This is a genomic window from Candidatus Bathyarchaeia archaeon (genome assembly GCA_035935655.1).
Taxonomy (GTDB): Archaea; Thermoproteota; Bathyarchaeia; order 40CM-2-53-6; family 40CM-2-53-6; genus 40CM-2-53-6.
This window is the reverse complement of the sequence record DASYWW010000011.1, coordinates 54,941-76,634: the sequence shown is the minus strand read 5'-3', so window position 1 is coordinate 76,634 and position 21,694 is coordinate 54,941. Positions and strand designations below refer to the sequence as shown.

The following is a 21,694-nucleotide window of genomic DNA, read 5'->3' as shown; positions in this document are numbered from 1 at the left end:
ACAATGCCACGTTATCGCGCTCTGGATCGGTTTTTTAGCTCTTCAACGCCGCTGCGATGACTGGCGCGACCGAGACCTTGCTTGTTGGGCCCGGGTAGGTATCTGTCCCGATAACTCTCAACACTCCTGCGGTCTTGATTCGTTTCAGAGCTCCTTCCGCAAGAACGGGGTGGGTGCAGACCACGAAGATACGTTTCGCGCCTCCTTTCTTGCAAGCCTTTGCAGCCTCCGCAATGGTCCCGCCAGTGCTAATGATGTCGTCAGCGAAGACTACGTCTCGTCCTTTCAGGTTTATTTCCCCGGCGTCAACTTCTACCTTCGATGAGGTCATACCCTCTTTTCGTACTCTTACTTTCCTAAACACCGTATGCTCCGCGTCTAGCTCCTTAGCAACGACTGCGGCCCACTGGTCAGCTTCTTCGTCTGGCCCGATTACCATGGGGTTCTTCGGTTTGAAGTGTTCCCGAGCGTACTTTCCCAGTTCATGCATTGCGGTGAGGTTGCGAGCCGGGATCTTGAAGACTTTCGCGACGTCTCCCAGTCTGTGAAGGTGACAATCAATCGTAAGGAAAGTTGTTGCCCCGGCAGATTCTATAAGCCGGGCTACGGATGCGCAGCTGACTGCTTCCCCAGGATAGAATCGTGAGTCTTGCCTCGTGTATGCGAAGTAAGGTACTACAGCAGAAATGGAGCGGGCTCCCAGGTCCCTGAGCGTATCCGTCAACAGGAGGAGCTCGAATATGTTCTCGTCAGGTGTCCGATAGAGAGACTGGATCGCTACGACATCCTGATCCTTGACGTTATCATGGATTCGGAGATATTTTTCGCCGTCTGGAAAACGCTTCACTTCCAATTGGCCGGCTTCCTGGCCGAGCTCTTTTGCGACTTTCTCGGCGAGTGGTTGGCTGGCGGAGCCACCTAATATCAGCATGGGAGAACGAGACCAACTATGCGGTGCTAATAAAAGTGAGGGCTCAACCCGTCCACGTAATGACAGTTGGTAAGCTAGAGCCTCTCATATGTCTTTACTAGGAAGGACCGGGCTCGACCCCAAATCATGGGCCAAGAGCCTAGAGAACTCACGCAAAGTTATTCTGATTTGCGCCTTAGGATTCGTCCTCGCTCTGCTTGGCCTTCGCTTACTCGGGACCGCGACAGATGCCTACCTCGCTGTTGCACTCTATCATTCTATACCCGATGATCTTGTCCCTCTGTTCTATGGGCTAGCGACGGTGGGCGATCTCATCTGGGCACCGCTAGTGTTTTGGCTCTATGTTTTTCGCAGGGACCGTAACGAATGGACCGGTTCACTGATCCTGGCAGTCGCTATGGTGACTGCGATGGGTTTGACGGACCTGCTGAAAGCAGCCTTCAACCTTCCAAGACCCTTCCAGGTGGCTTCGCTGGGAATCGCGGCGCGTGGCGCGATCCCTACGAACCCCGGATTCCCTTCAGGACATACGACAAGTGTGTTTACGGTCGCTACCGTGATGTGGTCAAGGTATCCTGCCTCGCGTTCCCCATTCATTGCGCTTGCTGTCGCTACTGGAGTCTCGATGATCATCTTGGGGCTCCACTTCCCAAGTGATGTTGTCGGCGGTGCCTTTCTTGGAATCTTCTGCGGCACATTCGTCTTGGGCCTGGCCAAGATCCGGTCGAACAACTGATATTGTCACTTTAGGCTAGTCGTCCAAGTTACACGGCCCCTTTCGAACTAGAGCACTTGCCTGAGGAACAGGGAACACGGCGACCATTGAAAAGGTCCTCAGGGGATAATAGAGTAGAGGCTGTTCAACCGACAGGCATTCCCATTCTCGACAAGGTCAGCGGTGGAGGCATCCCCAGGCCGTCAAGTGTGGCGTTGATGGGTCCGATCGGGAGCGGTAAGTCCGCCCTCGTACGAGAACTCGTGGCGAATTTTCTTCGCCAAGGATGTCAGCTTCTCTACTACTGCATCGATGATCCAGCTGATGTGGTTAAGCTCGGACTCGAGGACCATCACATTGCCGTGACGAAGATCGAGGAGGAAGGGCGTCTCGAGTTTATCGACATGTTCTCGCTTGGAGCTCAGAAGCTTGCTGAGTCTCTTCCCAAGATGGACCCGGGTGATATCTTGGAGGAGACCTTGAGGTTTCAGGACCTCCTCGCCTACGGGAGGAGCTTTGCGATGAAGCCGAGCATAGGTCCCAAAGTGATCGTGATGGACTCGATCACACCTTTTTTCCTGCTAGCAGAAGCGAAACGCGTCTACCAGTACGTTCAGGTAATGCGCTTCGCAACGCAGATCGCGCGAGCGGTAACAATCTCCGTCCTGCACACCGAGGTCGTGGACGTTAACGTGGAAAACGCGACCGCAAACCTCGCCGACGGAGTCATCGAGATGAGGAAGAGACAAGGAGAGGTCTTGCTGAGGGGTGGTACCTTGAAAGTGTTGAAAATCGGACGTAACCCAACCCCTTCAAGGGGATATTTCTACCAGATCACGCAGCAGGGAATCGTGTTCTCCAACACACCAATGTTTTGAACTATGCCCAGGTAAGAGTCTTTAACGACGCGACTAGACATTTCTCCGAATCCCTTTTGCCTGTGGATCCCAAGAAGCTGAGAATCGGTTGCAGCGGTTGGTCCTACCAGGACTGGGTCGGCCCATTCTATCCTAAGGACGCCAAGCCTGCTGATTATCTTCGCATGTATTCACAAGTCTTCAACGCGGTCGAGATTGACTCCAGCTATTATCGGACACCTTCGCCCTTCATGGTTTCCAATTGGAAACGTGTCACTCCCGATGGCTTTCTTTTCGCCGCGAAATTTCCGAAGAAAATCACCCACGAGCTAAAACTGCGTGACAGTCAAGCGCAGCTAGAACGGTTTTACAAGGCAATGTCAGAGCTCCGTGAAAAGCTCGGCGCCTTGGTGATCCAGCTTCCACCGTCATTCAATTACAAGAAAGACAAAGAAGCTCTGGAGACGTTTCTCGGACAGACAGACGGGAAGTACGTTCACGCCATCGAATTCCGCAACAAGTCGTGGTTCAAAGCCGACATCTACAAACTCTTGGAGACGAGTAATGTAAGCCTAGCCTGGTCAGAGAATCAGTACGCCTCAACTCCCCCGGAGGCTACCTCTGAAGTGGCTTATCTTCGAATGGTGGGCGATCGATCGATAACCAATTTCGGAGGAAAGCAACGCGATCAGGGCGAGGTCATGCGAAAATGGTACACGGCCTTGGAGGAGAAATCCAGTCTGTTCAAGCAGGGCTTCATCTTCTTCAACAACCACTTCGCAGGATTTGGGCCTGGATCAGTGAACGAGTTCCGACGGCTCGCTGGATTGGCCGAACTGGACTGGAAGGAGTTGTCCAAGGAATCCGGACCTTTGCAGAGCAGCATGGCGGAGTTCCAGAAATAAGTCAGAACTCTGGATTCACAAAAGGCATGGAGGCTAGGAGACAGGGGGCAGCCTTATGCACGGACAGGCACATGTGCTCGTAAGAGTTGTGAGAATTGTTCACTGAGAAAGAGATTGCCTATCTGAAATCTCAGCAACTGGCAAGAATCGGAACATCGTCGAAATCCGGAAGGCCCGATGTTGCCGCAGTTAGCTTCGATACTGACGGTGAATACGTCTATGTGAGTGGGCGGGACGTCATGAACACCATGAAGTACAAGAATGTGCTGGAGAATCCTCGGGCTTCGTTCGTCGTTGATGATCTGAAAACAGCGAAACCCTGGTCTCCGCGAGGAATCAAGATACAGGGAAAAGCTGACATCGTCAAGCATACTGGATACATGGGCCCCGGAACCTACATCCGGATCAGGCCTGTTATTACACGAAGCTGGAACATCTAGCAACTAGAACCCGTTCGCTCTTCCAAACACCTTCCGTACGGATTGTAATTAGAGAGACCAGTCTCTATCGTGAAGATGGAAAAAGAAAGAGGAAACCCGACGGATTCTTGGTCCGTTATCGCGGTGTTTACGTGAGGCTTACTGCACCTAGTTTTGAGAGATCTGTAAGACTGTTCATCTGAACGATGTTGTTTGATATGGTGTATAGCACGTTTCCGACGTAGAGTGTTCTGGTGATGAAGATGTTGTTGTTCTGCCATGATGGTAGTTGGCCGTTCTGCAGCTGTGTTACTCTACCCTTCAAGATGATTCCATTGTCAGGTGTGACGTTGAAGACATAGGCTCCCTGCCAGATCGGTTGATATGAGTACATGGTCGCCGTATTCTGGGGTGGTGCAATCACTTCGACTGGAATCACGAGGAGGTTGAACGTTCTCTCGAAGAGAACCGCCCTATGGTCGTTGATTGCGGGCGAGCTAGTTCCGGGCCCCCCGATAAGATATCGGCTTGTCTCCGAAGGCTCCTTGGGGTCGGTGACATTGAAGAGGCTTATCTTGAGGCCTGTAAACCGGACCGCGTTCTCCCATGCTACATCGGTGCCTGACTGGCCGATGCCGATAAGATGCGTCTCGTCGTAGGGTTGTAGGTAGTCTGAGACGCCAGTTACGTTGAGCTGGCCGAGCACTGAGGGCCTGGCTGGGTCTTGGAGGCCAATGACGAAGAGGGGATCTGTCCGCTTGTATGTGACCAGGTATCCTCTATCGCCCATGAACCGGGCAGAATAGATCTGTTCCCCTGGCGAAAGTCCTTCGAGTTTTCCGGTGGGGTGGAGGCTCTTGTCGAGAATGTAGACGTTTGTCTCTTGCTGGCTGACTGGTGCATATGCGAGTGGGATGGGTCCGCCACCACCCTGGCTGCAGCAGTTGGCGGTTGCGATCCGGAGGTATCCTTTGTACTCATCCATAGAGAACTGATTCAGAACAATTCCGGGTACTGCTCCCGTGGCCTCGTACGTAATAGCGAGCCCATCGATGTTGATACGGTGAACTATCGTCTGCTGGCTCTGGCTCCATACTGGCTGCGTGAGATAGATATCGTGCAGAGAAGCGTAGATAGTGCTTGTCGTTCCGATCAGGTAGATCTTCGCGACAGGCCTGGGATTATTCTGTGTAGCGTCGAACCCGACAATTGTAGTGAAGCTGTAACCTCCGTCTATGATGTCCGAGTGATAGACTTGGGCGGGCGTGGCCTTTACTGCTTTGCCGTTGACGATATGTTCTGGGAGCAAGACCTCGCCATAGCAGAAAACTGGTTGGGTTGCGACAAGGTAGACGTTGTTTCCAATTAGCCGAGCACCCGCTAGAGTCCCGTTTACTTCGACCCTAGTAGTCATCACCGGGTTGGCATGGTTACTAATGTCGAAGACGAAAATAGAGGTCGTGCCTGAGAATGATCGGATAGGGTAAATGGTCGCGATCGAACCAGGCTGTGTAACTCCGGCTCCTGCACCAGTAAACATTGCTCTTCCAAAGTACGGATATGGGTAACCTGGAATCCCGCTCACGATGACCAATCTGTTGCCTACCACAAATATTCCTTGTAAAGTCTCATTGATGGCGACTTTTGCGAGAAGTCTTGCGTCTGTTGTCGGATAGGCTTGGACAATGGCAACGGTGTTGTTTGTTATCGTGTAAACGTACTGGCCATCGTTCTTCACGGTGTCGAGTTCGTCAACGCCTGGCACTTGCTGGTTCGTCTCGGAGTGAGTGGGAGTCTGGCTTGAACCGCTTTCCGATTGGCCTGCGGGACCGTATGTTGCTGGACCAGCGGCGAGCGGGCCGCGGCTGTAGAGACTCGGGGTCGGGCTACCGCAGCCTCCGGTGTGAGCGAATTCTTGAAGGTCTTTGTATGAAGCGAAGGGGACCATTGCGTGGGCGTTTGGCGTCGTGAGCATAACTGAAACCGGAATGAGAGTGAGGCTGGTAAGGATGAGCAGGTATGCTGCTGTTGCTTTGCGGAGTATCATGTTTGTCCGTCATATGGTAGGGCGGCGCATGGGGTTAATCCCAGTGTTTAGAACACCGTGTTCGGAAGTCCGAACGCCTCTCTTGGCTGAAGGGTAAGCTTGTATTGCTCCTGGCATTTCTCTCACCTTCAGGAGAAAGTGTGATCTTGGCGCAAGAACGCGAGAGGGTTATCGAGTCTGAGTTGAAGGGTGTGACTTTGCGTGTTTACTGGCATATCCTCGGGTCAAGGGACCAAGTTGTCGGAGTTAGACCAGTTCAGAGAGCATTGGGGCTGAGTAGCCCCAGTGTCGCTTTGCATCACTTGGAGAAACTCAAGGATCTGGGCTTATTGGAAAAAGATTCGACCGGTGAATATCATTTGATCGAGCAAGTGAAGGTCGGGGTCTTACAGAACTTCGTTGGAGTTTTTGGGTTCATGCTTCCGAGATACTTGTTCTATTCAACGATGTTTACAGTCATGCTCGCAGTCTATCCGATCATCTACAGACCAGATTTCTCAGCACACAATATCATGGCGTTTATCCTTGGCATAACCGCGGTAGCGGTCTCATGGAGTGAGACTTGGCGAGCGTGGAGGTTAAGGCCGTTCTGAAAACGGATCGGGCTGTTCTAACATGTGGGATTATACAGAGCCTCAGCCTATGAGTATCGTGGAGACAGTGGAGAAGGAAGCTCGATATTGAGACTTGGCAAAAGAACCCAAGCGGGACTAAGTCTGGTGCTGGGTGTACTGATTGGTTTAGCGTTTGTAGTTCTCCCTGGGATTCTAGCACCCTCAACTCAGACTTCGGTAACTCATGGGTCCAATGGCTCCAATTATGGCACGTTCGGTCCGGCTCAGGCGACACAACCGGGTACGTTAGGCAACCAGCCGAACGCGAGCTCCGTTGGCTCAATAGTGGGTTCGATATTGATACTCGTCAGCCTTATCCTGTTTCCGGCCATCGCACTGTCATTTCTAGCACGACATTGGGTTTTGAAACAAGCAAAAGAACGATTAGGTTCGAACGATTAGTTCAGTCGTTTAGTCCTTGCGCATTCGCGACAGAGAGAAGGTTCGCGTACCGGTTAGTGGTTGGTTTTCCACGGAGTCTGCAAGGCTCAGCAATGTTCTCAGTTGCTACACGTGATGTTTTGTCCTGATTATCGATCTGTTCGGTTAAGACTCTTGACCTCCAAACTGATTGGTCCAACATCCTAACGTGAGAATGGCACGCGTACAAGTTAAGGCTCTATCTTACTTCTTTTTCTTTGAAGTGATAGTAAAATGAATGCATGGCGTCACATGCTAAGACCTTTGGCTCATTAAGAGCCTGACTCAACAAAATCGACTGTCCCCGGGGGCCCTCGAAAAGAGTGTTTGGACAAAGAAACCATACGGGAATTGGATCGGTGCCCGTAAAGTCGAGCGTTGCAATGACGGTTGAGAGAGGCATGTCTCCCGGCAAAGGATCTGCCAGAAGAAGAACGGCGTACCCCGCTCCGTGAGCTCAGCGGGTTACAACTCCGTTTTCTGCAACCAGAATTGATCTTTGAACATTACTCGTGGTTGATATGACGCCCTCTAGACCACTCTTGCTGTTTGGCAACCTGGCCGCAATATTGGTGACCATAGGGGCGTTTCTCCAAGCAGTGTCATGGTCCATCGCAGGCGTACTGATACTCATCTCACTCATACTTCCATTGCTAGCCAACATCAGCCAACCCAGAGGTCCCTTGACCTCACACCCGACATCGAAGATTCCTACGACTAGTCATCACTCCCAGGCAGACATCAAGACCGCGCAGCACCGTCCCAATGAAAAACATGGCGCTCCAAATCACCAGGGGCCGGCGAGAATGGATTAGAGGCAATCGTCGAAAGCGGAGCCGCCTAAGACGCCGGGACCCAAAGTTGCTCCCAAGCAGATCGCCTCAACAGTCACCGTGCCCAGGATCGATGCGCCAAAGATCGCGCCGACACCAAGACCCGCTCCTATCAAACAAGGTCCCAATTTCAACCCTACAATCGCTAAGGGCGACTATATCGAGTACGATGTAGTGCTGGACGTTGGCAAGCAGTTCTCGGGTGAAGTCACAGCAACTGGCCTCGTCAACGTGTACCTGCTGGATGAAGACAATCTGGATAATCTTGATCAGGGCGAGGAATTTTGGAGCGAGACGGGCGAGGAAGGCGTTGAAAAGGCAACGCTCGAATTTACCGCGGAGTCGAAGGGCAAATGGTTCTTTGTTGTAGAGAATGCGGACGACCGAGCTGTTTTGGCCACCGTGAAGCTACAGAAAGGTTCAGGTCCGGCGGCGGAGTGACGAATAGCCCATCCGTTCGTAACGCGTTCGCTTCCGTGAACAGCCCTCTCTATCCACGGCTATCCCCGGATCTCGCTCTAGAAAATGATAAATGCTAACCCAGAAAGATACGGGAGCCACGGAGGTTTTAGTTTGAAAAAAGTATTCTCGATTGCTCTCCTGGTCTCCCTAGCCATCTTCGTAGCGACGGTCCAAGTAGCTCCAGTACTTGCCCAACACCAAGGCCATGAAACGTCAGAAGAACACAACGAGATCCATCAAGTGACGTTCCATATCGATCTGACCGGAAGCCAACAAGTACCAGCCGTAAATACGGACGCTTTTGGAATGGCAACTGTTAGACTCATTGACAATAGTACCGCAATAGCGTTCAGAGTGATAGTCTGCGACATCGTCAACGTAACAGCGTCGCACATCCACGTTGGCGCGGCAGGAACGAATGGGCCTGTAATCATACCCTTCTTCGGGAGCCAAACTCTCTTCTCCTCACCGCACGGTTGCAAGACTCTCGCTGAAGGGACCCGGACCGCATCCGACCTCAACACAAAAGCCAGTCCAATGGTCACGAGTTGGGATGACTTTGTAAAAGCCCTCCTCGCCGGCAACACCTACATCAACGTCCACACCAAAGCAAATCCATCCGGCGAGATCAGAGGCCAGATAGTACACGAGAGCGAAAACGAGAACGATCACGGCGACGAATAGGCTAAGCCACGAATCCTCGACCATCCCCCCTTTTTCTTGCGGGCATATTGCCGGACCAGCGTTCAGCCTAGTTTTTCCTGCCCGTACTTTGTAAGGGTCCACCTGTTTCCCCGTCCAAAGGTGGCTGAGAAAACAACTCTTTGCTTGAGAAGCAATCTCAGGTGATGGCTCACGCAACTCTCAGTGAGACCGGTCTTTTCACTTATCTCAATGATTCTTGTTTTTCCCTTCTCCATGGTCTCGATGATTTTCGATCTAGATGCTAGTCCTCGATTGACGTTTCTCATTCCGGAAATGTAGGCTCGTGGATGGTAGGGCGGTGTCACGCTGGCAGCCCTTTTCTAGGCAAAATCTCCAACTAAGAGCTTTGTCTGTGTTCTGTCCTCTTCAACGGGTCTGAACGTCTCGTCCAGTTCGACTTTGATCAAGTCAAGTCTCTGTCGATAGTATTCCCCGACATTGTACCGTTTGACCATGTCAAAGGCGACCTGAAGATACTTCTCGACGCCTGCCTTGAACACAGTAGGTCCCAATTTACCTCCACATTTCACGCACACTCCCTTCAAGGGTGCTCGGCGCGGTTTCCAGTTACACTTGGAACATCGAGATCTCTGAGACGTGAATGTTCGCAGGTTCCCTACCAAGTCTCGTAGAATGTGAGTTCCGAGGACTTTCCTGGCAACCTCTTCCCCTTTCACAGCCACGATCTTGTCCGCAAGATCTAGTTGCTCTTTGACTTTGTCAAGCATTGTAGGCAACTCTTTGTAGGCGCTGGTAAGTCGCGCCCGATCTAGATCTTCTGTTGGGTGGGTAAAACCGATGTTCCAGTTATTCGATAATGATTCCCGCGCTTGATTGAGAGTAGGGACAAGGTCCTCTATCTCCTTCGGATTCGCCCCCACCAGAGTCTTCTCGTAGAAAGCAATAGGCAGAGTGGTTACTGTTTCGATGTTGAAGGCTTGCCGCGCCACTTCTGTCGCATTGAGTAGCGGAGCGAGTAACAGTGGGGCGTCCATCAAACCCCCAATTCTATCTGGAAGGTACTCTCTGGAGAAGTTCAACAATACATCCAGCAAGAGGGACACTGAGTCTTCGTCTCCATCGCAATCTCGTCGTTTTGCAGCGTGGTACAAGGGGTGGGCATAGCAAACGCTTGCCTTTGTGAATCCTATGATTCTTCCCACTGCGCCCACCGATGTGTGAGGGGATAATCCCACAACGAGATGCCCGATCAGGTCCTCTCTCTTCGAGGCTTTGTAGAGCTTGTCTAGTCCGTAGAAAGAGGTGAGGAGGTCGTCGAGGAACTTGGTTACTTTCAAGAGATACTCGCCGCAGGCTTCCGAGACGACAAGGTCCTGTATCTCCAAAGCGCACAGCTGTCTCGGGTCCGAGAGCTCGCGTCCGTCCATGTCCTTCGTGTACCCTATTTCGCGTGCCTTCTCTAGGCTAAGCCCAATTTCGCCGGGTCTGAATTGGGTTAGGACAGCATTCGAAGCGTCAAATCGCAAGGTTCCATCTTTGAAGACAGAGACATCTGCTTTCGCCCGTAGCAACGCTTTCTCTAGAGGCTCGGGCATTCGGGTCTTGTTGATCAATCCCTTCACTCCTTTCACCGACACTTCCATTTTTCCCAGCTTGAGCCTCCGAACTGCCTCGTCTAGCATTTCGACAAGGTTCAGGTTGACGCTCCGGTAGGCGATGAGCGAGCCATTGCACGTAGATGACGAATCGTGCGATGACAGGCCGCACTTGGAACAGTTCGTACTCATCTTCGTCTCCCGCCCACAAACTGGACACTTGAGTTTTGATTCCCAGCGACCACATTGTATACACGTTCGATCCACCAGATCTAGTGTTACAACCGATTTCTTCGACGCCTCTATCAAGTCACGGCGCGGACCCCCGGCTTGCCCAGTCGGAAATAGCCCGTGGACCCGTGGAGTCATGATCCTCTCCTTTGCCTTCTCCGGACGGCCCATGCGTGCCCCGACGAAGATCGGCGCCTTGTTCTTCACCGGGAATCCAGCCAATGAGCTCAAGGCCTCTAGCGAGCTTTCTCCTTCAACATGAGCTGCCGGAGCGTCGAGCTTCAGAATCGCACGGAAAACCAAAGCATCATCTCCGAGCTGGATAGCACCCGCCACCATCTTGTGCGGCACGCGAGCCTGTTCGAGAATATCCTTTAGCTTCTGATCATACGGCAGAACCCCCGACTCGTCGAGATAGTGGATGAGTTTCTCGCGAAGATAGCGTAAGTCTTGGACTGCCACAAGACTCCAAAAGTGAGTGAATGCCGGATGCAGAGGAATTCCGAGGCACTGGGATAATCCAATTGCCTCGGCGACTCGTGGTTTTGCAAAGAATGGATTGTTAGTGAATTCCCGCAATCGTTCCGCAGAGATATTCAGTAATCGTTGTGCTTTGTTGCTTTTTTCCGGGTCGCGGAGCTTCTCCTCCAGCAACTGTGCCCACCATGACTCGACGAACCCTGATGGCACCAGGGCCCTGTTGTTCTCGAGAAACTCTCCGTATCCTACCATCAGGTCACCAAGAAATAGTATTTTCTCAATCTTTTCCCGCAGTGCCCTTGCTTCTTGAGGCGAGTCTATCCTCATCACTGAACCATCAATGAGCTTCACGACCGGAGGCTCGATGCTATCCACGGCGTTGACGATTCCTGCTTTTCCCGGCCTTTCCAGTCTCATCTGAACGCCTACTGCTAGAAAACCGCCCAGAATTTCCATGGTAGCCGGGTGAACACCGACCGATGCCATGCCGGTGTTTCGCGAGCGGCCATATCGTATTCTGAAGCCTCCTGCTGCGCTGGGGAAGGCGAAAATCGGGCGTCCCCCGACGACGTCTTCCATGAACATGAACTCTTTCGCTTCTTCTCCCTCCGAGGACGAGGTCTTCATCATAGCCAGCCATCCCCAGCCTTCCAGTCCCAATTTCTCAACGATCTTCAGAACCTTGGTCGATCGTCCGAGCAACCCATCATTTACAACACGCAGCGCTCCGCCCCTGATCCGGTTAGTCTCTATTCGCATAAGATTGCGGTTGACAGCCACCTCGACGGGGTCCGTTTCCACCCCGTTTGGCTCTACGGTGAGGCGCATAATGGCGTCTTTGAGGACGCTGTCAGGGTTCCGATATTGGAACCGCGCGACAGATCGCTCGTAGAGACGCAGTTCCTCAACGAATCTCATCGCCTCTTGTTCCGAGGCGTGATAAGGGGGAATGTTCAGTTGTCGACGGACATAATCCGCAACAATCATTGTCAAGCCCATCTCCGTCCCGCCAGCTGACCGCATCGGGCCTGCAAAGTAGACCGCTAGGTGTTTGGATCCGTCAACGTTTGTTCGGATCTTGACGTCGTGTATTCCTTGGATCGGTGCTACAGTCACCGCCTCGTCCAACACTGCCAGCGCGGTACGGATCGCTTGTTCGGCGGCATCCTCTGGTTCAAGGCTTCCAAAATGGCCGAGAACGATGTCCTCGCTAATCTTCAGCGCTGTCTCCTCGCGCGAGATCAGCTTGCTCAACTCACGGATTCGCGCTGCGACTCCAGCTGGTCCAACTGATTTCTCCACCCGCTCCGCCAGGTCATAAGTTGTCTGCGATTCCACTTTCCAGGAGGCGTCGAGCCCCTTCGCTCGTGCCTCTGAGGCAATTGTGTATTGCCGGTTGTATTCTTCCTCTATTCTCGTCGCGTAACCGTTGTTGGGCCGGCTCTCTAGAACTTGCACGGAGGACCTTCGACTCTGCCTAATGTAATAGGTTAATGGTCAATTTCTCGTTGAGACAACTGAAACTGTTTTCCAAACTAGGAGATCACGCAGGCTGGCTAAGGGGCGAGTTTTAAGAGCTGGACGCGAGTAGTTTGAGGTAGGACGGGCTATGACTGACCGCACCAGGGTCGGAGGCACTTCGACATCATGATAGTCCGTCCAGCGGCGGAGAACTTGACGACTGTGCGTCGGCTTCGCAGCATCGAATATCGAGTGTTTGAGGATTCTGATGATATTCATGATTTCATCAACACGGAGGTACGGAGAGAACTAGAGGCGGATCAAAAGAGCATGGGGCGTGACCCAAGAGACGACGCCTTGCTTAACTCGCTGCCAAAACGGAAGTGGAGACTGGAGGTTGTCAACATCGGGGATGTAACGCTTAATCCTCTGATCTTGAGATCCTCGGACGTCAAGACTGGTCGAACGTTTGCGGACCGTCTGACGGAGCGTCGTTTGGAGCTGCGTACGGCGTTGGAGACACGTGGAGCAGTTATCTGGCCTATCGTTCTGTTACGGGAAGGAAATCTCCTTGTCGACGGGTATTGTCGTTACTCGACGTTGCAAGAAATGGGAATGCCCGAAACCTACGCTTATGTTGGCACAACGATCGTGAGATAACCTCGTCCCAATCCCGGATAGGCAGAGTGGAGAATGTCGAAGACTGACTTGTCCTTGTGGCCACGACATGCTCTGAAGCTTATCTGGAAGGAACTCGTTACTATCTTACGGTTGGGATTATGTCCCCTGCTTTGACGAGAGTTTCGGTCAAGGGCGAGAAAGCGCAGAAGTATATTTCCCGAGTATCAATTGATCCATCACTCTTCTTCACAACTCTCCCCTCTGAGATCTTGTTTCAGGTGGGCGCTTCCTTAGAGACCCTGATGGCAAGGTTGGAGCTGGACGACGGAAGCACCGTTGACGCCTCGATCTATTCAGTCGTAGTCGCTGCTTACGACAGAGAGAACGTAACTCTAGCCGCCACCTACGAGGGGGCCCTTCCCGTATTGGGAGCAAAGTTCCTCGAAGACTTTGGACTCAAAGTAGATCCGAAGTCTGGCTCATTGGCTCAAACAAGATACACAGGTTTTGCCTACAACTACGAACCCTAGAAAATGTCGTCAAGCTCGCGGTCGAGAATAATTCTTCACTGTGACCTGGACGCTTTCTATCCATCTTGCGAGATCCATCGAGACCCTTCATTGAAAGGCAAGCCATTGATCGTCGGTGCTGACCCGAAGAATGGCAAGGGTCGGGGAGTCGTTACGTCCTGTTCCTATGAGGCACGGAAGTTTGGTGTTCGATCCGGGATGCCGATCAGCATGGCCTGGAAGCTATGTCCTCAGGGAATCTATGTTCCGCCTGACTTCAAGCTCTACGGTGAGACCTCGGAGAGAGTGATGGATATAATGCGTGGCTTTGCCGATATTTTCGAGCAGACAAGCATTGACGAAGCATTCATGGACGTTAGCAAGAGATCTAAAACGTATGATGATGCAAAGGTTCTAGCGTCCAACCTGAAAGAGGCCTTGAAAGAGCGAGAAGGCCTCACGGTCAGCGTCGGGATCTCGCCAAGCAAATCGATCTCAAAGATGGCTTCGGATATGCGGAAGCCGGACGGGCTCACCCTTGTTCAGCCAGAGGAGGTCGATAAGTTTCTCGAACACTTACCAGTCAATAAGATCAGTGGAGTAGGCAAAAAGACAACCGAATTTCTCCAAAACCAGGGAATCGAGACAATCGGTCAGTTGCGCAAGGTAGAAGCGAAGAAGCTCACGGACTGGTTTGGAAAGGGAGGAGTCTGGCTCTGGGCTATAGCCAATGGGATCGAAGAGACACCCGTGGAAGAGAGAGGGCTCAGGAAATCGATCAGTGTTGAGCAGACATTCGAAAGAGACATTCAGAACAAGACGATGGTCCGGGACGCGTTAGAGTCTCTGAGTCACGAGGTTCACGACAGGCTTTTGGCTGAAGCTCTATGGTATCGCACAGTTGGGATCAAGGTACGGTTTGAAGGGTTCGTAACATTCACCCGAGAAAAAACTCATACCGGATATGTAGATGACTTGGGAGTCATCCGGGAATATGTAACGTTGCTATTCAGAGAGTTTGAGAAAGACCGACGGAAAATGAGGCTAGTTGGTGTCAGACTATCTGACCTAAAGCCAGCTGAGGGTAAGCAGGTCAGACTCGCCTGACGATTTATTTGTCTCGATTAGTTCCATAGATTTGCAGCCCCCACGATCTGAGGAGGTCTAGGCTTCTTGGTCTTCCAATGATGTTGAGGAGTACAAAGCCACCGATGTTTATCGCCACAACCTCTCCAGCGAGAACCCCTAGGATTGATAGGGCTAGTAGTTGAGGGAAGACGATACTGAGGTAGCCTCCAACAACGACCGAAATTAGTGCAGTTTCGACGAGGGTGGCGATGAACCAGCTTGCGTTCATGTTCCTGATATTCCAACTTCGTTGGCCAATCTTCCAAGCTAGGAATCCGGCGAGAAGGTTGACAAGACTTCCGCCAACAATATCCAGTCCGATCGAGGCCGATGGGAATCCGGTTATCGAATCGGAAACGAAATTACCGACCACGGTTCCAATTCCTAGTCCGAGGATCAAGGGCCACCCGAACAGGATGGCAAGAGGGATCAAAGCGTCTGCTACTCTCACCTGTATTGGTAGATTGCTGATCGGAGCGAATCCGATGACGAGTGCTGCGTAGAGTGCTCCAAATACGGCTGCTAGCGCGAGATTTCTAGAACGGGGAACTGTAATCTTGTCTTTGGTTTCTCTTCTCATTTGCCTCCCTACTCCGGGGTTTGTATGGCGCAACGGGTGGAAGGCCCCACTCACGCGCCTACTAATGTCAACGCGCTATGGTAACGCTGTTTTAAGACTTACGAGGAGTAGCAAGCGATGCGCTTAGAGCGATAGAAGTTGTAAGACGATTTCAGTAGTTCAGGGACTGGGTAGACGGTTGCGATGGTTTGTCTGTCAGCGACCTGCTCTGAAAGAAGGTAATGCATTGGCAACTATGCCTCGGGGAGTTTCCCTTACCCAGTCTGGAATTATGACGGCTCGGAGAAGCTCTTGCACGGAAATTCCGCGATCGATTGCGGCACCCGTTAGGACGCGAAAGTTTTCATCACGAAGCGACATCATGAACTTTGTCAAAATTAATGCCACCCACCAGTGGCACCGCTCCTAATAGAGTCATGTTCGCAACCCTTTACTCTTCACTCAACTCTCCATATTGCGAGGGAATACTGACTCCCTGAGAAGAAACGTCGACTAGCGGAGGAGAGGATTGCCATTCAGTTCACAGCAGTCCCAAAGGGGGCCAATGCAGAACTCGTTGATCCAGAATAGGCTAATAGTGGCGATCTCACATGCTCTTTCGGGATTCGACGATGAGGCTGAGCAAACTATCCTACGTGACCCTTTGGACGGTTCATTTCGATGAGGTCAAGGCGCTCTACAAAGAAACCCTCGGTCTACCCATCGCTCAGGAGAACGATAACTTCGTAATGTTCGACACCAAAGGATCTAGGCTTGCGTTTCATAGACTCACCAGGGCCCCACCGCTCTCCCGTTCGACGGCAGAAATACATTTAGATGTTAACGATGTCGATGAGGTCTATTCGTCTCTCAGGTCAAGAGGCGTGAAATTCGAAGATCCTCCAGCTAACCGTCCTTGGGGCACTAGGTCGGCGGGCTTCAAGGACCCTGAAGGATACGTGGTTGAGATTGTGGGGCCTTTGAAACCAGGCGAGCCCTCTAAAGGCAATTGACACTCAAGCTCTACACGTGCTTATGTCTGGGCTTGGTCTTCTTCTTTTTCTCCGCTGTTAGAACCGGTGTCTGCGGGAAATAATACGGGGTCGTTTGGGGTGCAGTCGGAGGGGATCCTACGCGTTCCGGTTCACGCGCTACATGTTTCTCTGGTGGCGTAACTTCTAGGATTCCGCTCTGGCTCAGGACTCTGTAGTGGTTCAAGCCCTGATGGTGGAGGAACTTGTGGAGGAGTAGTTTGACTTCTTTGGTTCTTGCGCCTTCGATCTGTAGTTGTGTCCCCTTGGTTTTCATTTTTCCCTCTACCTTTGATTTTAGGAACTGGGCTGCTTCGCTTGCCCGGTCATGCAGTTCTTTCAGTTCGACTGTCAGCGTGGCTTTCGACATGCTAAGGTATGCCAAGAGTCTTGGCGGTTTAAGACTAGAGCATATTCTCTGGCAGGCTATGCCAGATATCGGCTGTTTTCAGCCCTGATCTCAAATCTGGAATAACCAATCGAGATCTCGCTCCAAATTGTTCAGGAAAAGCGCTAGATGTCCCCGGTCACGATTTTTCATCAAAGCCCGGATCCTGCCTGAATCTTAGTATTCGCCCATTATCGATGCCAGACAGGAAACTTTGTCTAGAACGCAGGAGGGGGGATAAGAGCAGGACATCTCGCGGGTGCAAGAGAGGTTAAGCAGAATTCCAGTGGGCGAAATCGTTCATTCTCAGCCCTGATCTCGATTCTGAACCATTCCCTAGATTTCGATCCTAAATCGTTCGTGAAATCCGGGATAGCGCCAGCAAACGCGTTACCCCCATCCAAGGCTGGATCACACCCTGACCTGCCTGTCTCGCCCGGAATCTGCGCCAGACAGGAAATCGTTTCGTCAAAAAGGGGGGTACTAGCGAGCGCATCTTACGACGCGTAAGTGCCTTTCTTGATCTCATTTACTATTGTTCCGTGAGAAAGTCGGGTCAGTATTATAGCTACATCTTCCATTCCATATCTTGTGATTGATGCTGTAGTGTTGATATGCTCAAGACCAAGATAGTCGCCTTCCTCGGCCTCGCCCTGACGATCTCGTCTCTCCTTCTAGGTTCCCGGACACTCGGTTACTCGCGAGCCGTGCTGAGCCTCCAGCTTGGAGGTCTATTCCTTGTTCTCGGCGGATTCTTCCGATTATTCGATAACCATGGTATGCAAGAGGTTCTTGCTGGCCTGTATGATCTTGAAGATAGGATGAACTAGAGCGGGCTCGATTCTAAGCTTCGTCCCTGTAGAATTTCGCCAGGTCCAGCGATTCTCGTGTCTGCTTCTCTAATTCCTCCATCGTCGGATAAACTGCCCTGTAAACCTCCAGAACACCCTCCTTCGATCTCACGTGTATCAAATATGTCGGATACGCAGCGTGTCGAAACACTCTCTTGCTCTCCCACGACTCGGCCGTATAATCCTCAGCATACCGAATATGAACATTCGAAAAGTGGACCTTTTCGAGGAGATCTGCGCTCATTTTTCGGGCGAGTTCCCGATATAGTGGTTTCTGTTCCGTGCAACCCGAACAGCCATCTCTTGTGATCGATGTCACATAGACGACGCCTAGGTTTTTCACAAGCGCTTCGACTGCATTGTTATTCGGCAAACCCTTCAGGTGTTGAAACTCAACAAGTTCTACACTTGTGTCAGCTGAAAGCTGGCTTGAAACCGTCAATACGATCGTCCTAGAAAACTCGGAGGGTCCTCGATATAAGTACAAACCTTTGTCTTCCTGTTTTTACGGAAAAAGGGGGATTCGGTCTGTTTACAGACCAGCATCCATACTCGAGTTGCGATCAAGGTTGTGGTTGTCGATGGAAGCAGCCGTGGAGAGCTACTTCTGCAGGACTCCCGGTTCCGGTCGGAGTTCTACAATGAGGCCATCGCTCCATTGATACTTGGCATCCATCAGCTCCGATACCTGCTTCGCTAGCTCCGCCTCGTCATCAGGATCCACGACTCTCCCAAGTCCCACGTAGTTGTCCCCGTCTACTTCGAATGAGATTCGCGGATGGTTCTTGATGTTCTGTACCCAGTGAGCCTCGTCTCGGTATTGTGAGATGAGATAGAAGCGTCCTTGATGTCGGATATACCAGATTTCTATTCTATGAGGTGTCTTGGTCTTCCAGCCTTCAGTCGTAAGATAGAGGAACTGGTGTTTGCGGTCTTTCAGTAAGCGACCCCTCAGAGAACTTTGGAATATGGTTACGTCTTCTGTTTATCCGGAACATAAGCTATGCCCTGAACCTCTACCCTCATCCCGAATAGCAGATCCCCTGCCTGGACCGTCGTCCTAGCGGGCTTAGGATCATCGAAAAAACTGGAGTAGACCTCGTTCATCTCAGAAAACTCTGCCAGATCCTTGATGTAGACCGTCGTCTGCAGCACATGGTTCATGTCGGACCCCGCCGCTTCCATTATCCTCTTGAAGTTCTCGAGTGTAGCCTTCGTCTGAGCTCTGATATTTCCCGGAATGACTTTCCCGTTCTTGTCAATAGGCCCCTGTCCTGAAACAAACAATAATTCTCCAAACTTGACCGCGGGTGAGAATGGAAGACCCAAAGGCGCTGGACCTGTTCTTACAGCTTCCTTCTTCATACTTGGTCGGCCCCTTCCTCGGTGTTTAAGAGTTGAGAGAAGGGACCAAATAAAGACCGGACATGCTGAAAAAAACTGCCTCAACACTAGAAATCCAGGGTTCGATACCCCTGAAACTAGTTGAAGAAGCCCGAGACCGGATCAGAGGAACAGTTCTGCGAACTCCAATTGTGCGCCTGAACGTGGACGACGCACCCGCAGATATCTTTCTAAAATTGGAGAATTTGCAGCCAACAGGTTCTTTCAAAGTCCGAGGCGCGAGTAATGCGATCGCTCTTGCCGGTCCCGAGGCCAGAGAACGTGGAGTATACACTTGCAGCGCCGGAAATATGGCACAGGCCCTAGCCTGGCAAGCCCGTCAAAACAAGATTCCCTGCACTGTCATTGTTCCAGATAATGCTCCTGAAACGAAGCTCGCGGCAATCAGACGATTTGGCGCTAAGATAATCCAGGTATCTTTTGATGATGTTTGGAAGGTCGTTGTGACTCATCGATATCCGCCGTTGGACGGTTCAGTTTTCATCCACCCGTTCGCAGATATTCGAATGATGGCGGGAAACGGAACTGCGGGACTTGAAGTCTTGGAGGATATGCCTGATGTAGACTCGGTCGTCATACCCTTTGGAGGCGGAGGGTTATCGGTTGGCATCGCATCTGCGATCCGAGCGAAAAGTCCTCAGACCCGAATTTATGCCGTGGAGCCGGAGACCGCGGCTCCCCTGTCTGCTTCGTTCAGGGTTGGCCGGGCAACGGAGATCGATAGAGTTCCAAGTTTCGTTGATGGTATTGGAGGGAAGAGTGTTCTCCCTGAGATGTGGGAACGAGCAAGAAATCTGCTTCTGCCCTTGGTCGTTTCTCTCTCTGAGATTGCTGCGGCTATCAAGCTGTTGATAGAGCGCAACAGAATAGTCGCTGAAGGCGCTGGGGCGGCGGGAGTTGCTGCGGCTATGACGGGCAAGGCTGGTTCAGGGAAGATCGTCTGCATCGTGTCTGGGGGGAATATTGATTCTACAAAACTGGTGAAGATCCTTGGAGGAGGTATCCCTTAGCTATTGAGTTACGAACTTGAGAACGTAGGATCCGAGGACTTTACTCGCGAGAATCACGAGGATTCCTAGGATTACCATCTTCAAGGCTGATTTGGGGGCTGACTGTTTCAGAGTAACTCCCCGGAACGCTCCAAGCAAGAAGAGAAGGAGGACTCCGATGATGATGGATGCTGTCACAGCATAGGTTACCGGAAAGAGCACTAAGGGAAACAACAACGCCAACGAGGCCAGAGCAGAGGTCATCGCTGTGACCACTCCGGAGCCCAGGGCCCTCCGATTGATTCTTCCCAATAGTCGATGGATTTTCGGATGCTCCGTCGTTAGAGGAACCGGTTTTTTCTTGTTGCCGTTTGTTTGTCTCAACCGCTGGCGATTTGTCCTCGTTATTGCCTCCAGCAACTGGGTCTTCTTTTCGTGGGTCTCAGACAGGTAAGTTGCTGCAAAAACCGATAGAGCGCCTGCCACCGCCCCGCCTACACCCGTCGCGAAAATCTGGACCGGTATGAGCGCTGCGGACCCGGCCGCCGAAATGATTCCCAGTACGGAGAAGAGGCCGTCTATGGAGCCGAAGACAAGTTCAGCGCTTCGACTCCCTGTCTCTTGAACTACAAGTTCGGTGCTCTGTACTGCCAGACGTTGTCATCCCCAATTGGGGCCTGCGTGGCCATGGCTAGACTCCCTGCCATGAGCATGCTGTTACTCGACGATGGCTCGATAGAGAATCGCTGCTGGGTCTATTCGAATATGGTCCCAGAGGAGTTCGCTACTTTCGTGCTCGGCGAGTCGGTCATGGGCGATTAGTGCCTGCCTGCCGCAATGGGCTGTGGCCCCGGGTTCTTCTCCGGGCTCTTCCCGACCTTTGCGTTCTCGGCGGTATGAGCTGCGGCGAGGAGGACGTTAGCTGTGTCCTCAATCGAGCCAAAGCTCGTATCCAGGATTAGATGGTACACTGACCAGTCGTCTACGCTGAACCCATAGTGTTTCCTATACCTCTCAGCTTGCACTCTTTCTCTGTGCAAGGTCTGCCTTCGTGACTCCTCCAGACTAACGCGATCTCTTGCCGCAATCCTCTCCAGTCGTACGACTAGGGGCGCAGTCAACAGGATCCTCAAGTCGGAAATCTCCTTCAGAATCCACCCGGCGAGTTGGCCATCAACGACCACGTTACCCTTTTCAGCCTCTGCCATTGTCCTCTCATCTACCAACCGGTCAATACTCGGATCGGCTGCAGCCATCTCCTGAAATTTTTCCAGCGAAACCTTCCTCTCGTCAGCTAGTTTTCTGAACAACGACCCAGCGGATACATGGCGGAGAACAAGCGATCCAGCCAGCTTCGCCGCGTACGTGGACTTGCCGGACCCGTGTGGCCCACTAATGGTCACAATCAATCGATGGAACCTGACGAGCGAGCAACGCGTCTGATCTCAGACGCCAAACAGTTGCCACAAAGCACTCCAGCATAGGGACGCGAAGGGACTCGAGAGCTCCGCGCCACCCCGACGGGTCTCCCCGTAACCACTCCATGCAACTGGGCACCACATCGCGAACATTGTGCAG

At 52.0% G+C, this 21,694-nt stretch carries 27 protein-coding genes; 16 read left to right on the top strand and 11 right to left on the bottom strand.

Annotated features, from left to right (window positions below; genetic code table 11):
* Positions 1-34: 34 nt before the first annotated feature.
* Entirely contained in the window at positions 35-931 is an 897-nt protein-coding gene (locus tag VGS11_00625) for a ribose-phosphate diphosphokinase (GenBank protein HEV2118601.1), read from the bottom strand.
* A gap of 88 nt (positions 932-1,019) precedes the next feature.
* On the opposite strand from VGS11_00625, the gene VGS11_00620 reads away from it, so the two are divergent.
* The 4 genes from VGS11_00620 (at position 1,020) to VGS11_00605 (ending at position 3,848) form a co-directional block, all read left to right on the top strand.
* Positions 1,020-1,667: a phosphatase PAP2 family protein gene (locus tag VGS11_00620; GenBank protein HEV2118600.1), complete on the top strand. Its 648-nt coding sequence runs from the start codon at positions 1,020-1,022 to the stop codon at positions 1,665-1,667.
* Positions 1,668-1,723: 56 nt separating this feature from the next.
* On the top strand, positions 1,724-2,524 hold the full coding sequence (locus VGS11_00615) for an RAD55 family ATPase (protein ID HEV2118599.1): 801 nt from the start codon (positions 1,724-1,726) through the stop codon (positions 2,522-2,524).
* Positions 2,525-2,586: 62 nt separating this feature from the next.
* Positions 2,587-3,408 (top strand): DUF72 domain-containing protein, encoded by an 822-nt coding sequence (locus VGS11_00610; GenBank protein ID HEV2118598.1) that lies wholly within the window; start codon positions 2,587-2,589, stop codon positions 3,406-3,408.
* A gap of 95 nt (positions 3,409-3,503) precedes the next feature.
* A complete protein-coding gene (locus tag VGS11_00605; GenBank protein ID HEV2118597.1) occupies positions 3,504-3,848 on the top strand; it encodes a PPOX class F420-dependent oxidoreductase in 345 nt (114 codons plus the stop codon).
* 127 nt (positions 3,849-3,975) lie between these two features.
* On the opposite strand, the gene VGS11_00600 is transcribed toward VGS11_00605, so the two are convergent.
* Positions 3,976-5,874 carry a beta-propeller domain-containing protein gene (locus VGS11_00600; protein ID HEV2118596.1) on the bottom strand — a complete coding sequence of 633 codons (1,899 nt, stop codon included), beginning with the start codon at positions 5,872-5,874 and terminating at the stop codon, positions 3,976-3,978.
* Between the two features lie 146 nt (positions 5,875-6,020).
* Here VGS11_00600 and VGS11_00595 point away from each other — a divergent pair, with 146 nt between their 5' ends.
* The 5 genes from VGS11_00595 to VGS11_00575 all read left to right on the top strand — a co-directional run bounded on the left by VGS11_00595 (position 6,021) and on the right by VGS11_00575 (position 8,887).
* A complete protein-coding gene (locus tag VGS11_00595) occupies positions 6,021-6,467 on the top strand; it encodes a hypothetical protein (GenBank protein HEV2118595.1) in 447 nt (148 codons plus the stop codon).
* 87 nt (positions 6,468-6,554) lie between these two features.
* On the top strand, positions 6,555-6,890 hold the full coding sequence (locus VGS11_00590) for a hypothetical protein (GenBank protein ID HEV2118594.1): 336 nt from the start codon (positions 6,555-6,557) through the stop codon (positions 6,888-6,890).
* A gap of 560 nt (positions 6,891-7,450) precedes the next feature.
* Positions 7,451-7,723 carry a hypothetical protein gene (locus VGS11_00585; GenBank protein HEV2118593.1) on the top strand — a complete coding sequence of 91 codons (273 nt, stop codon included), beginning with the start codon at positions 7,451-7,453 and terminating at the stop codon, positions 7,721-7,723.
* Positions 7,724-7,801: 78 nt separating this feature from the next.
* A complete protein-coding gene (locus tag VGS11_00580; GenBank protein ID HEV2118592.1) occupies positions 7,802-8,182 on the top strand; it encodes a hypothetical protein in 381 nt (126 codons plus the stop codon).
* A 132-nt stretch (positions 8,183-8,314) separates the two neighbouring features.
* The gene (locus VGS11_00575) at positions 8,315-8,887 is read left to right on the top strand and encodes a CHRD domain-containing protein (protein HEV2118591.1); all 573 of its coding nucleotides are present in this window, start codon (positions 8,315-8,317) and stop codon (positions 8,885-8,887) included.
* Positions 8,888-8,949: 62 nt separating this feature from the next.
* On the opposite strand, the gene VGS11_00570 is transcribed toward VGS11_00575, so the two are convergent.
* Positions 8,950-9,213 carry an ArsR family transcriptional regulator gene (locus tag VGS11_00570; GenBank protein HEV2118590.1) on the bottom strand — a complete coding sequence of 88 codons (264 nt, stop codon included), beginning with the start codon at positions 9,211-9,213 and terminating at the stop codon, positions 8,950-8,952.
* 15 nt (positions 9,214-9,228) lie between these two features.
* Entirely contained in the window at positions 9,229-12,633 is a 3,405-nt protein-coding gene (locus VGS11_00565) for a DNA polymerase II large subunit (GenBank protein HEV2118589.1), read from the bottom strand.
* 189 nt (positions 12,634-12,822) lie between these two features.
* On the opposite strand from VGS11_00565, the gene VGS11_00560 reads away from it, so the two are divergent.
* From VGS11_00560 to dinB, 3 genes are read left to right on the top strand one after another with little or no spacing between them, the layout of a single operon-like run.
* Positions 12,823-13,296: a hypothetical protein gene (locus VGS11_00560; GenBank protein ID HEV2118588.1), complete on the top strand. Its 474-nt coding sequence runs from the start codon at positions 12,823-12,825 to the stop codon at positions 13,294-13,296.
* A 56-nt stretch (positions 13,297-13,352) separates the two neighbouring features.
* Entirely contained in the window at positions 13,353-13,787 is a 435-nt protein-coding gene (locus VGS11_00555; protein ID HEV2118587.1) for a hypothetical protein, read from the top strand.
* Positions 13,788-13,790: 3 nt separating this feature from the next.
* On the top strand, positions 13,791-14,873 hold the full coding sequence (gene dinB, locus VGS11_00550; GenBank protein HEV2118586.1) for a DNA polymerase IV: 1,083 nt from the start codon (positions 13,791-13,793) through the stop codon (positions 14,871-14,873).
* A 4-nt stretch (positions 14,874-14,877) separates the two neighbouring features.
* Here the strand turns inward: dinB and VGS11_00545 are convergent, their stop codons facing one another.
* On the bottom strand, positions 14,878-15,474 hold the full coding sequence (locus VGS11_00545; GenBank protein ID HEV2118585.1) for a QueT transporter family protein: 597 nt from the start codon (positions 15,472-15,474) through the stop codon (positions 14,878-14,880).
* 590 nt (positions 15,475-16,064) lie between these two features.
* Between VGS11_00545 and VGS11_00540 the strand changes: the two genes are divergently transcribed.
* A complete protein-coding gene (locus tag VGS11_00540; protein ID HEV2118584.1) occupies positions 16,065-16,466 on the top strand; it encodes a VOC family protein in 402 nt (133 codons plus the stop codon).
* 10 nt (positions 16,467-16,476) lie between these two features.
* Here the strand turns inward: VGS11_00540 and VGS11_00535 are convergent, their stop codons facing one another.
* Complete coding sequence (locus VGS11_00535; GenBank protein ID HEV2118583.1) at positions 16,477-16,869, bottom strand: hypothetical protein; 393 nt, start codon at positions 16,867-16,869, stop codon at positions 16,477-16,479.
* 617 nt (positions 16,870-17,486) lie between these two features.
* Between VGS11_00535 and VGS11_00530 the strand changes: the two genes are divergently transcribed.
* The gene (locus VGS11_00530; protein HEV2118582.1) at positions 17,487-17,702 is read left to right on the top strand and encodes a hypothetical protein; all 216 of its coding nucleotides are present in this window, start codon (positions 17,487-17,489) and stop codon (positions 17,700-17,702) included.
* A gap of 13 nt (positions 17,703-17,715) precedes the next feature.
* Here the strand turns inward: VGS11_00530 and VGS11_00525 are convergent, their stop codons facing one another.
* The 3 genes from VGS11_00525 to VGS11_00515 all read right to left on the bottom strand — a co-directional run bounded on the left by VGS11_00525 (position 17,716) and on the right by VGS11_00515 (position 19,088).
* Complete coding sequence (locus VGS11_00525) at positions 17,716-18,165, bottom strand: hypothetical protein (protein ID HEV2118581.1); 450 nt, start codon at positions 18,163-18,165, stop codon at positions 17,716-17,718.
* A gap of 159 nt (positions 18,166-18,324) precedes the next feature.
* Positions 18,325-18,663: a nitroreductase/quinone reductase family protein gene (locus tag VGS11_00520; GenBank protein ID HEV2118580.1), complete on the bottom strand. Its 339-nt coding sequence runs from the start codon at positions 18,661-18,663 to the stop codon at positions 18,325-18,327.
* Positions 18,664-18,695: 32 nt separating this feature from the next.
* Entirely contained in the window at positions 18,696-19,088 is a 393-nt protein-coding gene (locus VGS11_00515) for a RidA family protein (GenBank protein ID HEV2118579.1), read from the bottom strand.
* A 62-nt stretch (positions 19,089-19,150) separates the two neighbouring features.
* Between VGS11_00515 and VGS11_00510 the strand changes: the two genes are divergently transcribed.
* Positions 19,151-20,137 (top strand): pyridoxal-phosphate dependent enzyme, encoded by a 987-nt coding sequence (locus VGS11_00510; protein HEV2118578.1) that lies wholly within the window; start codon positions 19,151-19,153, stop codon positions 20,135-20,137.
* Here VGS11_00510 and VGS11_00505 read toward each other — a convergent pair whose 3' ends face one another.
* Positions 20,138-20,770, bottom strand: coding sequence for a VIT1/CCC1 transporter family protein (locus VGS11_00505; GenBank protein HEV2118577.1), 633 nt, complete (start codon positions 20,768-20,770; stop codon positions 20,138-20,140).
* A 33-nt stretch (positions 20,771-20,803) separates the two neighbouring features.
* Between VGS11_00505 and VGS11_00500 the strand changes: the two genes are divergently transcribed.
* Entirely contained in the window at positions 20,804-20,938 is a 135-nt protein-coding gene (locus tag VGS11_00500; protein HEV2118576.1) for a hypothetical protein, read from the top strand.
* On the opposite strand, the gene VGS11_00495 is transcribed toward VGS11_00500, so the two are convergent.
* A complete protein-coding gene (locus VGS11_00495) occupies positions 20,935-21,519 on the bottom strand; it encodes an AAA family ATPase (GenBank protein ID HEV2118575.1) in 585 nt (194 codons plus the stop codon). The two genes, VGS11_00500 and VGS11_00495, sit on opposite strands and share 4 nt — an antisense overlap.
* Positions 21,520-21,694 lie beyond the last annotated feature (175 nt).

Bases quoted from the DNA above. Each gene is read 5' to 3' on its own strand.
- VGS11_00625 (HEV2118601.1), bottom strand. From the start codon at position 931: ATGCTGATATTAGGTGGCTCCGCCAGCCAACCACTCGCCGAGAAAGTC.
- VGS11_00620 (HEV2118600.1), top strand. From the start codon at position 1,020: ATGTCTTTACTAGGAAGGACCGGGCTCGACCCCAAATCATGGGCCAAG.
- VGS11_00600 (HEV2118596.1), bottom strand. From the start codon at position 5,874: ATGATACTCCGCAAAGCAACAGCAGCATACCTGCTCATCCTTACCAGC.
- VGS11_00560 (HEV2118588.1), top strand. From the start codon at position 12,823: ATGATAGTCCGTCCAGCGGCGGAGAACTTGACGACTGTGCGTCGGCTT.
- dinB (HEV2118586.1), top strand. From the start codon at position 13,791: ATGTCGTCAAGCTCGCGGTCGAGAATAATTCTTCACTGTGACCTGGAC.
- VGS11_00545 (HEV2118585.1), bottom strand. From the start codon at position 15,474: ATGAGAAGAGAAACCAAAGACAAGATTACAGTTCCCCGTTCTAGAAAT.
- VGS11_00540 (HEV2118584.1), top strand. From the start codon at position 16,065: ATGCTCTTTCGGGATTCGACGATGAGGCTGAGCAAACTATCCTACGTG.
- VGS11_00530 (HEV2118582.1), top strand. From the start codon at position 17,487: ATGCTCAAGACCAAGATAGTCGCCTTCCTCGGCCTCGCCCTGACGATC.
- VGS11_00515 (HEV2118579.1), bottom strand. From the start codon at position 19,088: ATGAAGAAGGAAGCTGTAAGAACAGGTCCAGCGCCTTTGGGTCTTCCA.
- VGS11_00510 (HEV2118578.1), top strand. From the start codon at position 19,151: ATGCTGAAAAAAACTGCCTCAACACTAGAAATCCAGGGTTCGATACCC.
- VGS11_00500 (HEV2118576.1), top strand. From the start codon at position 20,804: ATGGCTAGACTCCCTGCCATGAGCATGCTGTTACTCGACGATGGCTCG.